We start from the raw sequence: 15271 nt of genomic DNA, 5'->3' as shown, positions 1-15271 counted from the left end.
GGCCCGCCACATCCGTCCATGGGCCCGTCGTCCCTCAGCACGTCGTCCATGAGCACATCACCGACGCCATGAAGGCCCCCGATCTGGTGCGGCTGACCGACAACATCGTGCTCGCCCGCTTCGAGACGATGAAGGTGTACGCGGCGCTCGGCGCGGTGCGTACGCTGCTGGAACGCGGGACCGTCAGCCCCGGCCAGACCCTGGTGGACAGTTCCAGTGGTATCTACGCCCTCGCCCTGGCCATGGCCTGCCACCGCTACGGCCTGCGCTGCCACATCGTCGCCTCCACCACCGTGGACGCCACGATGCGCGCCCAGTTGGAGATCCTCGGCGCCACCGTCGACCGGATGCCACCCTCGCGGAACCTGAGGCTGGACCAGGAGCGGCGGGTGCGGCGGGTACGGCAACTGATCGCGGAACGGCCCGGCATGCACTGGATGCGTCAGTACCACGACGCCGTCCACTACACCGGATACCGGGAGTTCGCCGACCTGGTCGACGGGGCGCTGCCCGGCGTGCCGCTGACCGTGGTCGGCGCCGTGGGCACCGGGGCGTCCACCGGCGGCCTGGTCCAACCGCTGCGCGGACGCGGCCGGCCGGTCACCCTGGCCGGGGTCCAGCCCTTCGGGAGCGTCACCTTCGGCAGCGAGGAGTTCAGCGACCCGGAGGCCATCATCGCGGGCATCGGCAGCTCCATCCCCTTCGACAACGTCCGTCACGACCTGTACGACACCGTGCACTGGCTCGACTTCCGGCACGCCATGGCAGGCGCCGTCGCCCTGCTGCGCGAGCACGCGGTGTTCGCCGGACTGTCGACCGGCGCGGCGTACCTCGCCGCGGTCTGGGAGGCCGCACACCATCCGGAACGGACCCACCTGGTCGTCGGCGCGGACACCGGGCACCGCTACGCCGAACAGGTCTTCGCCCGCCACCACGAGGCCGCGGACCCTCGCACGCTGGAGCCCCGCCGGATCACCGCGCTGGACGATCTCGCCATGCCGTGGTCGGTCATGGAGTGGAAGAGACGGCCGCACGCGGTGCGTCCGGCAGCCGAACCCGCGCCGGAGCCCGAGCCCGCACCCGCACCCGCACCCGCACCCGCACCGGAGGACCGTACACCGTGACCATCGCCGCCCTGGAAGAACTCACCTTCGGCCTGGGACGGCTGGCGGAAGCGGCCCGCGGTGCCGGGCACCGGCTCTGCCTGCTCACCCGGGACCGTACGGTCTACCGCCATGAACTGGCCGGGATCCCGTCCGGCGCACTCGACATCGTCGATGTCGACACCCGCGACGAGAGCGCCTGCGCCACCGCCCTGGCCGCACTGCCCGATCTGCGCGGACTGATCAACTCCACCGACACCTGGAGCGTCCCGGGCGCCGACCTCGCCGCACGGCTGGGCCTGCCCGGTCCCGATCCGGCGGCCGTACGTGTGCTGCGCGACAAGTACCGCGTACGCAACCTCCTCCACGCGCACGGCCTCAGCAGGGGCCGCGCCCTCTCCCTCGCTCCCCCACTGGACTCCTCGGCCGCCGAGGCGCTCCGCGACATGGGTCTGCCCCTGGTGATCAAGGACTCGGCGGGCACCTCCTCCCGCGGTGTGTGGCTCGTACGGGACGAGCACCAGCTCGGCGCCGCGCTCGCCGAAGCCGCGCGACAGGCTCTCGAAGGGTCTCTCAAGGGCGAGTTGTTCGCCGAGCCCTTCCTCTCCGGACCGGTGTACAGCGCGGAAACCCTCAGTTGGGCGGGGAGCACCCGACTCCTGGGGGTTCTCAGCCGGCAACTGTCGCCCGAACCCCTGGTCCGTGAGGAGGCCGCGGCCTTCCCCGTCGCCTTTCCCGCACCGGAACTCGCCCTGCTCCAGGCCTGGGTGACACGCGTGCTCAAGACCGCGGGGCACGACAGCGGCTTCGCCCATGTGGAGTTCATCCTGACCGCCGAGGGACCGGAACTGGTGGAGATCAACCGGCGCATCGGCGGGGCACTCGTCGGCGAAGCCCTCTGCCGCGCCTTCGGTACCAACGTGTACGAGGCCGTGATCGACACCGCGCTCGGCCGGCGCCCCGCCCTGCTCGACGCCCCCTCCCCCACGGGACCCGCCACGGGATTCGTCCTCATCCACCCGGACCGGCGGGGCACCCTCACCGGATGGACCGGCCTCGGCACCCTCGCGGCCTTCCCCGGCGCCCCGGAGTGGTATCCCACCGCCGCACCCGGGGACCGCGTGGAGCACCTCACGGACCAGCGCGGCTGCACCGGGATCGTGCGGGCCGAGGCCGCGACCGCGGAACTGGCCCTGCACCGGGCCCTCAGCGCGGCCGGAAGCGTACGGCCACAGGTGACCGCCGACGACGAACAGGGATGACGCCGCGCCCCGGACCCACACGTTTCACCGGCCCGCAACGCCTCCTGCTGGCCGGCTCCTTCCTCATCACCCTGGGCAGCTTCGCCGTACTGCCCTTCATGTCGGTCCTTCTCCACCAGCGGCTGGGTCTGGAGCTCGGCACGGTCGGCGTGGTGCTCGCCGTCGCCTCCCTGGTGCAGTTCTCGGGCGGGGTGGTGGGGGGCGCCCTCGCCGAACGTGTCGGGCTGCGGCGCACCATGCTGCTGGCCCTGGCGGTACGTACGGTGGGCTTCGCGGCCTTCCTGCCCGGGCTCCGTCACGCGTACGTCGCCGTCGCCGCGCTCTTCCTCGTATCCTGCGGCGCGGCGCTCTACCTTCCCGCGAACAAGGCGTACCTGGTGCACCACGCCGACGAGGCGCGGCGTCCGCTGCTGCTGTCCGCGAGCGGCTCCGCGCTCAACGCCGGCATCGCACTCGGCCCCCTCGCCGCTTCCCCCTTCGTGCTGAGCGCCTCGGCCGGCCTCTTCGTCACCGTCACCGTCCTGTTCGCGGCCGTCACGGCAGGGCACGCGCTGCTGCCGACCGAGGCACCCGGAGCGGCGCCGGGCCGGCCGGAGAGCGAAGACGGTGCCACGCCCACGCCCACGCCGTCGCCCACGCCCCCGCTCCGGCGAAGGGGACGCGCTCTCACCGGACCGGACAGGGTGCCCTTCGCCGCGACCGTGCTGAGCGTCCACCTGTTCATGTTCTTCCAGCACTACCTCGCGCTCTACGCCGTGCCTCGCACCTCGACGACGTACTACGGCCTTGTCCTGGCCCTCTACGCCCTCCTCCTCGTGGTGGCACAACCCCTTTTGTCGCGCTGGATCGCCGGTCTGCGCTACGCCCGCGCACTGCGGCTCGGCTTCGCCGCGATGGCCCTCGGCATGGCCACCCTCGGCGTCGGCAACCACGCCGCCGTCCTGACCGGGGCCGTCCTCATCTGTTTCGGCGAGATCATCCTCTTCCTCAAGAACGACCTCGAAGCCCTCGCCCGCTCCCCCCGCGCACCCGCCGTGGTCTTCGGCCGCCAGCGCCTCGCGGCCGGGCTCGGCGCCTTCACCAGCGGCATCGCGGGAGGAGCGGGATACCAACTGGCCGAACGCGCCGGGCACCCCGGGCTCTTCTGGCTCGCGGTGGCCGCACAATGCGTCGTACTGCCCCTGCTGTTGGCCGGGGCGCTGCGCAACTCACCGTCGCCCCGCACCTCATGAGGCGCCCGCCTGTACCGCGACGCGAGGTCGCTGACCGCCCGAGTGCCCGGGGACCCGGCTAGTTTGCGTACGTACCAGTCCTCCCAGGAGTCCCCTTCGCGTTCGACGGCGCGTCGCAGTGCCGTCTCCGGGTCGTCGTGGACGTACACGACGGTGACCTGGGCCGGTTCCACCGCCCGGGCCTGCTCCCCCATGAGGGGCCGCGAAGTTTTCGGACAGGGAGCCAATAGGGTTGCCTTGAAGGGGTGCGGCGCGGGGTGCGGTCAGGCGTGGGGGTCGTCGTAGCCCAGGTCGCCACCGAGTTCGCGGGAGGCCTCGGCCTGCGCGAGGAGTTCCCGGGCCTTGGCCGTCACGCCTTCGATGGCGTCGGCGCCCGCGACGAAGCGCTGCGGGGGCTTGCCCTGGCCGGCGATGGTGAGCAGGGCGCGGGCGAGCTTGGCGGGGTCGCCGGTCTGCCGGCCGTTCATGCTCTTCCAGGCCGCGACGGTGGCCGTGGTGCGCTCGGCGTAGTCGTCGATGGTCGGCTCGGGCCAGATGGTGGAGCCGTCCACGAGGAGCTCGGTGCGGAAGAAGCCGGGCTCCACGACCGTGGTGTGGATGTTGTAGGGCTCGACGTCGTAGCGCAGCGACTCCATCCAGCCCTCGACACCGAACTTGGAGGCGGCGTAGGCGACGCAGAATTCCTGGCCGATCAGACCGGCGGAGGAGGAAAGCGTGATGATGTGGCCGGCGCGCTGCTTGCGCAGGATCGGCAGGACGGCGCGGGTGACGTTCATCGGGCCGTAGAGGTTGGTCTCGATCTGCCGGCGCATCTGCGCGGGCGTGATCTCCTCGAAGTAACCGGCGAAGAAGTTGCCGGCGTTGTTGACGAGAACGTCGATGCGACCGAAGCGGTCGACGGCGGCCCGCGCGGCGGCCTCGGCGTCTTCCAGGCTGGTGACGTCCAACTTGGTGACCAGCAGGCTGTCCTGGGGTCCGCCGAGGGTCTTCTCGACCTCATCGGGGCGGCGCCCGGTGGCGACGACCTGGTGGCCGGCCGCCAGTGCCTCGCGGACGATGTCGGTGCCCAGACCGCGTCCGGCGCCGGTGACGAGAATGACCTTGCTCATGAGGTTCCTTTCAGATGCCGTGTCCGACACCCGGTGTGGTGCGGTGACGCCACGTGACACGGCCGACGAGGCCGGGTACGGGCCGTCGGCGGGGGATTCGGGGGCGGGGCGATCGGGGCGGCCGATGTCCTGGCGAGTCCCTTCCGCCCGCCTCATCGACTTTCGCGCCTTCACCCACCTGCGTAAAGGGGAGAATTCGTTACTCGGAGGAAAGGTTCCGGGTATAAATTCCTCCCCCTCATTTCCGGTCGATTCGGTGTCACACTGGCAATATGACTCGCAACGCGCATCTCAACGAGCTGGGCGAGTTCCTCAAGACCCGCCGGGCCGAACTGAGCCCCCGCGCAGTGGGCCTGCCGGAGACGGGCGGCCTGAGGCGGGTCCAGGGACTGCGCCGTGAGGAAGTCGCTCTGCTGGCCGCCATCAGCACCGAGTACTACACCCGCCTCGAACAGGGCCGTATCCAGGCATCGGGGCAGGTCCTGTCCGCTCTGGCGCAGGTGCTCCGGCTGGACGACGATCAGCGGGACTACCTCTTCGAGCTCGCAGGCAAGGATCAGGTCCGGCCTCGTCGCCGTACGGTGCAGAAGGTCCAGCCGACGCTGCAGCGCCTCCTGGACAACCTGATCGACACGCCGGCCATTGTTCTGGGCCGCCGTACGGACATCCTTGCCTGGAATTCCCTGGCCGCCGCCTTGATGTCCGATTACGCGGAAATCCCGGAGAAGAAAAGAAACCACACACGGATTCTTTTCACCGATCCCGCGATGAGGACCTTGTACGCGGACTGGGAGGAGGTCGCCCACACCACCGTGGCACAACTGCGAATGCAGGCGGCCAAGTATCCCGACGACCCCCGGCTGGCCGCCCTCGTCGGAGAGCTGTCGATGCGGGATCCGCACTTCCGCCGCTGGTGGGGCGATCACCATGTCGCCGCCCGCACCATGGGCAGCAAGACCTTCCGTCACCCCGTGGCCGGTGAACTCACCCTCGACTGGGACACGCTCACCGCCGGCATCGACGCCGAGCAGCAACTCGTCGTGATGACCGCCGAACCCGGCACCCCGTCCCACGACGCGCTGCGCATCCTCGCCTCCTGGGCCACGGATCATCAGCAGCCCGCACCCGACACCGCCACCTGACCACACCCCCGTACGGACGGGCCGGGGACCAACGACGGCCCGCACGATCGGGGCGTCGACCACGGGGTTCTTGAGGACCCAGACCAGTGCGATCGTGGCCATCGATACGCCACGGTCCTTCGCGATGCGCTCGACCGCTTCGATCGTCCCGTTCAGTTCGGCGGCGTGCTGCATCTTGGCGAACTACCACGCGAGCATGCTGGATGCTCCGAGGTAGCGGGCCTTGCCGGCCCTGAGGCCCGAAGACCCCAGGCGTGTGTACTTCATTGCCTTCTCCTTCGGCAGGGGTGCGGCGCGGGCGGTCAGGGGTCAGCGGTCGATGCTGGCCATGTTCGCCTCGTCGTGGCGTGCGCCCGAGGCCGGTGTGAGGTTGTTCAGACGGTCGAGCTGGGCGGCGCTGAGTTCGATGCCGTCGGCGGCGGTGTTCTCCTCGACGCGTGAGACCCGCCGGGTGCCGGGGATGGGGGCGATGTCGTTGCCTCGGGTGAGCAGCCAGGCCAGCGCGGTCTGGGCCGGGGTCGCTCCGATCTCGGCGCCGATGGCCTGTACTTCGTCGACGATGCGCAGGTTGCGCCGGAAGTTCTCGCCGGTGAAACGCGGGTTGGTCTTGCGCCAGTCGTCGTCGGCGAAGTCGTCGACGGTACGGATCTGACCGGTCAGCAGGCCGTGGCCCAGGGGCGAGTAGGGCACGAACCCGATGCCCAGCTCGCGCAGCAGGGGAAGGATCTCGGCCTCGACGTCGCGGGTCCACAGGGAGTATTCCGTCTGGAGCGCTGCGACCGGGTGTACGGCGTGTGCGCGGCGGATCGTCTCGGGGCCGGCCTCGGACAGGCCGATGTGGCGGACCTTGCCCTCGGTGACCAGTTCGGCCAGGGCGCCGACCGTCTCCTCGATGGGAGTGTTGGGGTCGACGCGGTGCTGGTAGTAGAGGTCGATGTGATCGGTGCCGAGGCGCTTGAGGGAGCCTTCCACCGCGGCCTTCACGTTACCGGCGCCGCTGTCGGTGACGCCGGGGCCGCCTCCCGAGTGGGAGACGAGACCGAACTTGGTCGCCACGACGACGTCGTCGCGTCGGCCCTTGATGGCCTTGCCGACGACCTCCTCGCTGTGGAAGGGGCCGTAGATCTCGGCGGTGTCGATGTGGGTGACTCCGAGGTCCAGCGCCCGGTGGATGGTGCGGATCGACTCGTCGTCGTCGAGGCCGCCGCCCGTCGTGTAGGTGCCGGCCATGGTCATGGCGCCCAGGCCGATGCGCGAGACATCGAGCCCGCCCAGTGATATGTGCTTCATCTCGTTCTCCTTGTGGTGGTGGCCGTCAGGCCTGGTCGGTGGGCATGATCCAGAGCTCGGCGATCGAGGCACGCCGGGGCCGGGTCACGATGTAGGCGATACCGTCGGCGATGTCGTCGGCGAGGAGGACCTCGGTCCGCTCGTTGAAGGCGCCGATCGCTTCGCGGACCTCGGGCTTGTGGTCGTTGTGGGAACCGAGTTCGGTGTCGACTCCGCCCGGCTCCAGGACACCGACGCGGACATGCCGCTGGGTGACTTCCTGACGCAGGGACTCGGTGAAGCCGTTCACACCGAACTTGGTGAGGTTGTAGACGCCGTAGCCGTTCCAGGCGACGCGTCCGGCGATGGAGCTGATGTTGACGATGTCGGCGACCCGGCGCGGTCCGTCCTCGGCGGCTTCGAGGAGGTGGGGCAGGGCGGCGCGGGTGGTGTAGAGCAGGCCCTGGACGTTGATCGCGAGCATCCGCTCCCACTCCTCGACGTCCGCGCCGACGACGGGCCCCAGAAGCATGAGACCGGCGTTGTTGACGAGGATGTCCAGCCGCCCGAACCGCTCGACGGTCCGCTGCACGGCGGCCTCGGCCTGGCTGCGATCGGTGATGTCCGCCTCGACGACCAGGGCGGTGCCGCCGGCCTTCTCGATCTCCGCGGCCAGCTCTTCGAGACGGGCCTTGCGGCGGGCCACGAGCGCCACGGACGCGCCGCGCTCGGCGAGCCGGCGGGCAGTCGCGGCGCCGATCCCGCTGCTCGCACCGGTGACGAGAGCGACGGTGCCGGCCAGATTCGTTGCCATGGGGAACTTCTCTTTCTGAACGATGTACGGAGGGATGAGCGGCGGCGGCGCATCACAGCAGCCGCCCCGGTCGGCTACGCGGGCAGATCGGGCGTACCCAGCATTTCGTTGGGCATGGACCGTTGCCTGTCCGGTCCGGCGGGGTCATGAATCCCGGCGAGAAGGCCGCCGGGCCGGCAGCCGTCTCTCCGATCTGCCCGTGGACACACATACAACGGTGCCATCGGCTCCCGGAGGCGACAATGGGAGAGATCTTTCCGGGTATAAAACCCTGCCCCCCAGAGAATTACCGAAGGAGGACTTGGATGCCGAGCGCGGCTCTGTATCTCGACTGAGCGTCCGGGGCTCTTCGGCTCAGTGTGTCGGGAAAATGAACACCGGTCGCGGACGAGGCGTGGACGGACTTCTCCCTTACTGGAGAAGTATGTGCCGGGTATAGATCTCTACCCCCCGGCCGAGCTGTGCCGGAGCGGCTTCCGCAGTACCGTGACGGACATGAGCAGGAACGCACACCTCAGTGAGCTGGGTGAATTCCTCAAGGCCCGGCGCGCCGAGTTGAGCACGCGTGCGATGGGTCTCCCCGAGAGCGGTGCCCTGCGGCGGGTCCCGGGTCTGCGCCGGGAGGAGGTGGCGCAACTGGCCGCGATCAGCACCGTCTACTACACCCGCCTGGAGCAGGGCCGGATCGAAGCCTCCACTCCCGTCCTGATCGCCCTGGCCCGGGTGCTGCGCCTGGACGAGGACCAGCGCGACTACATGCTCCAACTGGCCGGGAAGGAGAACACGCGGCCACGGCGGCAGACGGCACAGAAGGTCCGGCCGCCGACGCGACGACTCCTCGACAATCTCACCGAAACCCCCGCCCTCATTCTCGGCCGCCGCATGGACATTCTCGCCTGGAATTCCCTCGCCGCCGCCTTGATGACGGACTTCTCCAAGATTCCGGAGAAGCACCGCAATTCCGTGCGCCTGGTCTTCACCGATCCCGCTTTCAGGGAATTGTACGCGGACTGGGAAAGCTCCGCGCGTAACACCGTGGCATTTCTGAGGATGGAAGCAGCGGACAACCCGGGCGATCCGCGCATGACCGCACTCGTCGATGAGCTGTCCGAACGGGATCCTCAGTTCCGGGAGTGGTGGGCCGCCCACCATGTTGCCCACCACTCGACGGGGACGAAGACCTTCCGCCATCCCGTGGCAGGCGACCTCACCCTCGACTGGGAGACCCTCGCCTGTCCCACCGATCCCGACCAGCAGCTCGTCATCCTGACCGCGGAACCGGGCACTCCGTCCCACGAGGGGCTGCGTTTCCTGGCCTCCTGGGCCGCCGGCCACGAACCGAGGGCTGACGTGGCACGCTGATCGCGGGTGGCGGATCGCCCGTTACGGGGCTGTTCGTGCGGCCGAGGCGGCCCAGCGCCGGAGCGTGGTCCCCGGTCTCACGCCTGGTCGGGTCTCGCCAGGGCATCGGCCGGGTCGTGGGCAGCGGCCCAGATGGTGAGCAACCGCAGCGCGTCGTCGTTGGGTGAGCCCGCCTCGGCACTGAAGACGACCAGCGCCAGCCCCGGGTCGGCGGCCAGGTCGAAGACCTCGTAGGACAGGTGCAGGACGCCGACGACCGGGTGGTGGATGTGCTTGAGTCCGGTGCGGTGCAGGTGTACGTCGTGTGAGGCCCAGCGGACCCGGAAAGCCTCGATGCGGGTGGAGAGCTCCCCCACGAGACCGGTCAGTGCCCTGTTGTAGGGGTCGCGTCCGGCTTCCGTGCGCAACAGGGCCACGGTGTTGTCGGCAGCCCGCTCCCAGTCGATCCAGAAGTCGCGGGCACGCGGGTTGAGGAAGGCGAACCGGGCGTGGTTGACGGGCCGGGCCGGTTCTGCGAACACAGGCGCGAACAGCGCCTCCGCGAGGGGGTTCGCCGCGAGGACATCGAGACGCCCGTTGTGCACGAAGGCCGGCAACGCGCTCATCCCGTCGAGGACGCGTGCCACGCCGGGCCGGACCTTCTGGGCGGAAGGCTGACGGCGGGCACGGCGCGGGGCGCCGGCGGCACGGGCGAGATCCGCCAGGTGCGATCGCTCAGCCTCATCCAGCCGCAACGCTCGGCCGAGGGCATGCAGCACGCCCTCGGAGACACCGCTGAGGTCGCCGCGCTCAAGTTTCGCGTAGTACTCGACGCTGACACCGGCCAGCTCGGCGACCTCGCTGCGGCGCAGGCCCGGCACACGCCTGGTGCGGCCGTGGGTCGTCAGGCCGGCGTCTTCAGGGGTGATCCTCGCACGTCGGGAGTTGAGGAAGGCTTTGACCTCTTCGCGGTTGTCCACGCCTCCAGCCTAGAAGAAGCCGGTCCGCGCAGGGATGTGCTGTCAGTACACCTCTCAGCAGTGACTTCCTCACACTCCGGGCGGCCGGTTGCATGGTCCGTACCTCGGCTGCGCGCACCCGCATCGTCTACGAGGCGTCGGCCGCCGACCGCCGGCCAGGTCACCACGACGACGACACGGCCGAAGCAGACCGTCCGCCTCTGATCACAGGCATCGGCTTCGCTCCCTGTCGACGTCCGGCGACCGCGCATCGGGTGAACCCTCCGCGTAACACTCCCGCCGATAGCCATCTCCATCCGCCAAAGGGGAGACCTGTTATGAAGAATCGTCAGCACGAAACGCAATCGAATGATCAAGACAGCGGCGCCTTCAGCCGCCGCAACTTCATGGCGAGGACCGGTCTCGTCGGGGCCGGGCTGATCGGCGGAACGTCGCTCCTGTCCGCCTGTTCGGATCAGTCCCAGGTCAGCAGTGGTCGGAGCAGTGAAAGCACCGCCGCCAGGGGCAGCGGAATGAGGACACGAAGGCTCGGAGAAATGGAGGTGTCGGAAATGGGGGCCGGCGCGATGAGCATCAGCGCCAACTACGGGCCTCCTGCCGACATGAGCCAGGGAATCAGGGTCCTTCGGGAGGCCCATGAAAGGGGTGTCACGTTCTTCGACACCGCCGAGGTGTACGGCCCGCACACGAGCGAGGAGCTGGTGGGACGGGCACTCGCACCCCTCCGCGACGAGGTCAGGATCGCGACCAAGTTCGGCTTCGACAGCAAGGCGGAAAGCGGACTCAACAGCAGGCCTGACCACATCAGGAAAGTGGTCGAGGGATCGCTCAAGCGGCTTCGGACGGACCGTCTCGATCTCTATTACCAGCACCGGGTGGATCCTGATGTACCGATCGAGGACGTGGCCGGTACGGTCAAGGAACTCATCGCGGAAGGAAAGGTGGTCCACTTCGGTCTCTCCGAGCCGAGTGCCAGGACCATCCGACGAGCACATGCCGTTCAACCCCTCACGGCGATCCAGACAGAGTATTCACTGATGGAAAGGGATCCGGAGAAGAACGGTGTGCTCGCGATCTGCGAGGAGCTGGGAATCGGCTTCGTTCCGTGGGGCCCCATGGGAATGGGATACCTCACGGGCACGATGGATGCCCGCTCAAAGCTGGATCCGAAGACGGACGTTCGGGCAACATTCGACCGTTTCTCTCCGGAAAATCTGGCGGCCAACATGCCTGTTGTTGATTTGCTCAGGCGCATCGCGAAGAGCGAGAACGCGACACCTTCCCAGGTCGCCCTGGCCTGGCTCCTCGCGCAGAAGCCGTGGATTGTTCCGATCCCGGGCACCCGGAACCCGGCGCACCTGAACGAGAACCTGGGCGCGCTCAACGTACAACTGTCACCCGGCGACCTCGGCGAAATCGAAACCGCTTTCGCCGGAGTTGAAGTACACGGTGAACGCATGAATGACATGCAGATGCAGATGGTCGACCAGAAAGTGTGACCCGGCCTCACCCGCGCAGGCTCGGCCGGTGAAGTGACAGGCAGGCACCCCATCGCTCACCCCGCGGTCGGCCGGCACCCGGGCCCGTACCTCGGCCAGGTGGGTCACATGGTCGAGCGGACGGGCGCGGGCGCGCTCCGGCTGCTGATCGCGGATCGCCTCGACGAGCGCCAGGTGCCGGGCCTGGATGAGGTCGGCTGCGATCATCCTGGCCAGGACGACCATGCCGGACTTCGCCACCTCCTGGCACTCGACCTCCGCGGTCAGCGGTCTGACGCGTACCCCCTACGCGCGCACCGGGAAGTCCGTCCTGGACGACTTCCGCGAAGGCAAACACACCGTGCTGGCCGCCCTCGACCACGCACCCCTGCGGCCCGCGGCCACCACCATCCTGAGAAGCATGGCGACCGCCGCGGCCAGCCGAGCCTCCTGACCGCCGCCGCGTGGTCCACCTACGGGACACCCCACGCCCGGGGCAGCGTCGCCCAGGCACTGTGCGACTACAGGGCCTGGGCCTGGGCCTCGGTCGCCAACGACGTCGTGAACTCCGGAAAACCTACCTGCGACACCGTCGCGCCACCTTCGGCCACGGGGAACGCGTCATCCGCGCCTGCTCTCGGACCGACGACCTCGACGCTGCCAGGTACACGCTCGCTCATCGACCCTCTGCCGGACCGCAGGGCCTCGTTCGCCTCCTGGTCCCGGGTGAGAGGCACGCTCGCCGGTGCGTTGCGAGACAACGCCATCCCTGCACGCCCTCGGCCTGCCCACCGCTCTCCTCACCGACGCAAGCCACGAGCAGTTCCTCACCGACGCGGGTCCGACGACCCGTCAGATCGCCCAGGCCCGTTCTGCGGGCCCGCGCCGGGAACCCCCCTACTCCCCCACACCCCTGCGCCGGACGGGAACAGCCCATGACCACCGTCGACCTCCCCATCCCGCCATTGCTCGGCCGGGCCACCCCCACAGACCCGCCCACCACCGCGACGGCTCACCCCTTACCGGTGCGCCGGCCCACACGGCAGATCCATGTCGGACCCGTCCCGGTCTGTGGCAGCGCTCGTATCACCGTGCAGACCATGACGACCACCCTGACCGCGGATGTGGACGCCACCCTGCAGCAGATCGCCGAAGTCACCGCCGCCGGCTGCGACATCATCCGCGTGGCGGTCCCTTCCCAGGACGACGCCGACGCCCTCCCGCGCATCGTGGAGCGGTCCCCGATCCCGGTCATCGCCGACATTCACTTCCAGCCCCGCTACGTCTTCCAGGCCATCGACGCCGGCTGCGTCGCCGTCCGCGTCAACCCGGGCAACATCAAGAAGTTCGACGACAGGATCGCCGAAATCCTCCAGTCCCTGGGCTCACCCGGCGCCGCCGGCACCACACCCCCCTTCACCACCGACCGAGGGACTGACCAGGCTCGTGGAGCCCAAGGGCCACCGCGAGCCGTCTCGGCCTGAACACAACCACTGAACGACCGCTGCCCCGACACGATCGAACAGCGAGCCCGCCCGGCCGCGCAGCCCTTCCCCTCTGCGCCTGGGCCTGCGCCTGGTGTCAGAGCAATGCCACTCCCACCACAACCGTCGCCGCGAGCACGACGATCATCATGACGTGGAGCGCCACCTCCTGCTTCTCCGAGCGGTTCTCGGCCGCACGGTCCAGCGTGAACTCGGCCGGATCGGCCGGTGTGTGGTGGACCGTGACGTCACGGCCGTACGCGCCGGCGGGGTCCGGGAGATGCGATGTGCAGTGGGCCGTGACAGCCGTGCCCTCGCGGGTGGTGAACGACACCACCGGGGTGATGGTGGTCCAGGTGTGGCCGTCGTCCTGGTCGACGCCGACGTCCTTCAGGACCGCGACGACCCGTCCCCGCACGGTGTCCATCGCGGCCAGCCTGCCGAGGCGATCGTTCTTGTCACGTACCGCCCCGGGCAGGTGAACGGCCCCGAGGACCGCCCACGGCCCGCCGAAGCCGATCAGCGCCCACGGCCACCCTCCGTCGACCGCGGCGAGGACCACCAGCCCGGCGTAGACCAGGAAGACCGCGGAATTCGGCAGGCCCAACCCGGAACTGGGCTCCTCGGGGACATGGGAGAACCGGTAGGCATGCGGTCTGCCCCGCGGGTGGCTGACCCCGATCGTCCGGCCCACCCACGCCACGGTGATCGTCTCGCCGCGCTCGCCGTCGTTCGTCACGATGACCTCCTGCCCGGAGGCCGGGTCGGAATAGGAGACCACCACCGGGATCCCGCCCGTCCGGGACCCGCCGTGCCGGGGTTCCCGCACCCGCTCGATCCGCCCCGTGAGCCGGACCGTCCGCTGCGCCTTGGTCACCCCGGCCAGCGACCTGCCGTACCCGACCAGGGCCACCATGCCCCACACCGCACACCACAGGACCAGAAAGTCGTCCCAGCCCATGCGCCCTCCTCCTGTCGATCCGGTCAACTGCCGCTGCGCCGCAGCACTGTGCCTTGCCCGTCCGCCTCCAGCGTTGCCGTTCCCCGGTCTCCGGTCACCACGACCCTGAGTGTGAGCGACCCGGTTGTCGCGATGTCCGCGGTCAGTTGCCAGCTCCGTGGGGAGTCGACGCCGAGGGTGGTCCTGGCCTCCTCGACGAGCGCGGGGAGGCGATCGTAGGGCAGGGAACGCGGGTCGAACCCGGCGGTCCTCACACCGGTGGGAGAGAAGACGACCGTCAGCACGCGGTCCCGCACCAGGACGGTGAGCGCCCGGTGTTTCTCCCCGTCCTGGGTCAACGACGCGACGGCCTTGCGCAGTTCGTCCTGGTCGAGCATCGACTGGCCAGGGCCGAGGGTGACCGTACCGGTCGCCGAGGTCACGGTGGTCGTGGACGGCGAGGAGGAGACGGACGGCCTCGGGGAGGCACCGTTCTCGTCGGGGCCGAACAGGTCGGCGCGGAACAGCAGGAGCACGGCGGCGGCGCCGAGCAGCAGGCCGAGGAAGGTGAGCAGCCCGCCGGCACAGCCCTCCGGGGGATCCTCCTTCATGGCCGGACCGGGCGCCGAGTCCAGATGCGCCCCGGCCGCCCGCTCCTCCCACTGCGGCGTCGGCCGTTTCACGATCCGCGCCTTCCACGGCCTGTCCGGCGGGAACTCGACCACCACGACCCCGCGCGGCCGGTAGTCGGAAAGCTCGACGAGGTTGATGTCCTGCCGGATCTCGACGCGGTACCCGGGCGCGTCGTCCGGCGCGACGGTCAGCTCGAACCGCACCGGTACGTCGCTGCTCTCACCCCCGAGGGCCTCCAGGCTCTCGATCACCGCGAGAGCCGTGCGCGGTACGACGGCCGCCTCACGGGCGTGGCGCGGCCGGGTGAGGAGGAAGAAGGCCAGACCGTAGAGCGCGGGCAGAACCAGCCCCACGACGACCAGCGACGCCTTCGCGACGACGCACCCGCCGATGAAGGCGGTCAGCGACGCCCCCGTCACACCACCGGTCAGGAACCCCAGGCCGAGGCCGGCGGGCGTGGTGCGCGGAGCGGGGTGCACCGGAT

General features: G+C 69.6%; 14 protein-coding genes and 1 pseudogene. 8 read left to right on the top strand and 7 right to left on the bottom strand.

Translation table 11 applies throughout. The features are described from left to right. Positions 1 to 56: 56 nt before the first annotated feature. From ACIBJC_RS06905 to ACIBJC_RS06895, 3 genes are read left to right on the top strand one after another with little or no spacing between them, the layout of a single operon-like run. Entirely contained in the window at positions 57 to 1124 is a 1068-nt protein-coding gene (locus tag ACIBJC_RS06905; protein ID WP_399289802.1) for a pyridoxal-phosphate dependent enzyme, read from the top strand. Then, on the top strand, positions 1121 to 2365 hold the full coding sequence (locus tag ACIBJC_RS06900; protein WP_399288972.1) for an ATP-grasp domain-containing protein: 1245 nt from the start codon (positions 1121 to 1123) through the stop codon (positions 2363 to 2365). Before ACIBJC_RS06905 ends, ACIBJC_RS06900 begins: the two co-directional genes overlap by 4 nt. Beyond that, entirely contained in the window at positions 2362 to 3597 is a 1236-nt protein-coding gene (locus tag ACIBJC_RS06895; RefSeq protein WP_399288970.1) for an MFS transporter, read from the top strand. Before ACIBJC_RS06900 ends, ACIBJC_RS06895 begins: the two co-directional genes overlap by 4 nt. A gap of 263 nt (positions 3598 to 3860) precedes the next feature. Here ACIBJC_RS06895 and ACIBJC_RS06890 read toward each other — a convergent pair whose 3' ends face one another. Beyond that, on the bottom strand, positions 3861 to 4706 hold the full coding sequence (locus ACIBJC_RS06890; RefSeq protein WP_399288967.1) for an SDR family oxidoreductase: 846 nt from the start codon (positions 4704 to 4706) through the stop codon (positions 3861 to 3863). Between the two features lie 272 nt (positions 4707 to 4978). Here ACIBJC_RS06890 and ACIBJC_RS06885 point away from each other — a divergent pair, with 272 nt between their 5' ends. Beyond that, on the top strand, positions 4979 to 5848 hold the full coding sequence (locus ACIBJC_RS06885; protein ID WP_399288964.1) for a helix-turn-helix domain-containing protein: 870 nt from the start codon (positions 4979 to 4981) through the stop codon (positions 5846 to 5848). 309 nt (positions 5849 to 6157) lie between these two features. Here the strand turns inward: ACIBJC_RS06885 and ACIBJC_RS06880 are convergent, their stop codons facing one another. Next, positions 6158 to 7138, bottom strand: coding sequence for an aldo/keto reductase (locus tag ACIBJC_RS06880; protein WP_399288962.1), 981 nt, complete (start codon positions 7136 to 7138; stop codon positions 6158 to 6160). A gap of 25 nt (positions 7139 to 7163) precedes the next feature. Then, the gene (locus ACIBJC_RS06875; protein WP_399288959.1) at positions 7164 to 7931 is read right to left on the bottom strand and encodes an SDR family NAD(P)-dependent oxidoreductase; all 768 of its coding nucleotides are present in this window, start codon (positions 7929 to 7931) and stop codon (positions 7164 to 7166) included. A gap of 495 nt (positions 7932 to 8426) precedes the next feature. Between ACIBJC_RS06875 and ACIBJC_RS06870 the strand changes: the two genes are divergently transcribed. Then, positions 8427 to 9293 carry a helix-turn-helix domain-containing protein gene (locus ACIBJC_RS06870; RefSeq protein ID WP_399288957.1) on the top strand — a complete coding sequence of 289 codons (867 nt, stop codon included), beginning with the start codon at positions 8427 to 8429 and terminating at the stop codon, positions 9291 to 9293. Positions 9294 to 9370: 77 nt separating this feature from the next. Here ACIBJC_RS06870 and ACIBJC_RS06865 read toward each other — a convergent pair whose 3' ends face one another. Beyond that, on the bottom strand, positions 9371 to 10252 hold the full coding sequence (locus tag ACIBJC_RS06865; RefSeq protein ID WP_399288955.1) for a helix-turn-helix transcriptional regulator: 882 nt from the start codon (positions 10250 to 10252) through the stop codon (positions 9371 to 9373). 317 nt (positions 10253 to 10569) lie between these two features. Between ACIBJC_RS06865 and ACIBJC_RS06860 the strand changes: the two genes are divergently transcribed. Then, positions 10570 to 11751 carry an aldo/keto reductase gene (locus ACIBJC_RS06860; RefSeq protein ID WP_399288953.1) on the top strand — a complete coding sequence of 394 codons (1182 nt, stop codon included), beginning with the start codon at positions 10570 to 10572 and terminating at the stop codon, positions 11749 to 11751. Here ACIBJC_RS06860 and ACIBJC_RS06855 read toward each other — a convergent pair. Further along, positions 11647 to 11958: a hypothetical protein gene (locus tag ACIBJC_RS06855; protein WP_399288951.1), complete on the bottom strand. Its 312-nt coding sequence runs from the start codon at positions 11956 to 11958 to the stop codon at positions 11647 to 11649. The two genes, ACIBJC_RS06860 and ACIBJC_RS06855, sit on opposite strands and share 105 nt — an antisense overlap. On the opposite strand from ACIBJC_RS06855, the gene ACIBJC_RS06850 reads away from it, so the two are divergent. Continuing rightward, entirely contained in the window at positions 11939 to 12184 is a 246-nt protein-coding gene (locus ACIBJC_RS06850) for a hypothetical protein (protein ID WP_399288948.1), read from the top strand. The genes ACIBJC_RS06855 and ACIBJC_RS06850 overlap by 20 nt on opposite strands. Positions 12185 to 12665: 481 nt before the next feature. After that, positions 12666 to 13124, top strand: a pseudogene (locus ACIBJC_RS06845) (flavodoxin-dependent (E)-4-hydroxy-3-methylbut-2-enyl-diphosphate synthase); the annotation flags it as partial. Positions 13125 to 13311: 187 nt separating this feature from the next. Here ACIBJC_RS06845 and ACIBJC_RS06840 read toward each other — a convergent pair. Together ACIBJC_RS06840 and ACIBJC_RS06835 are read right to left on the bottom strand one after the other, a co-directional pair. Beyond that, positions 13312 to 14175 (bottom strand): DUF3592 domain-containing protein, encoded by an 864-nt coding sequence (locus ACIBJC_RS06840; RefSeq protein WP_399288946.1) that lies wholly within the window; start codon positions 14173 to 14175, stop codon positions 13312 to 13314. A gap of 23 nt (positions 14176 to 14198) precedes the next feature. Next, positions 14199 to 15266: a hypothetical protein gene (locus ACIBJC_RS06835; RefSeq protein ID WP_399288944.1), complete on the bottom strand. Its 1068-nt coding sequence runs from the start codon at positions 15264 to 15266 to the stop codon at positions 14199 to 14201. Positions 15267 to 15271 lie beyond the last annotated feature (5 nt).

The organism is Streptomyces sp. NPDC050509, from assembly GCF_044457965.1.
Classification (GTDB): domain Bacteria; phylum Actinomycetota; class Actinomycetes; order Streptomycetales; family Streptomycetaceae; genus Streptomyces.
This window is presented reverse-complemented; position numbering and strand designations above follow the sequence as displayed.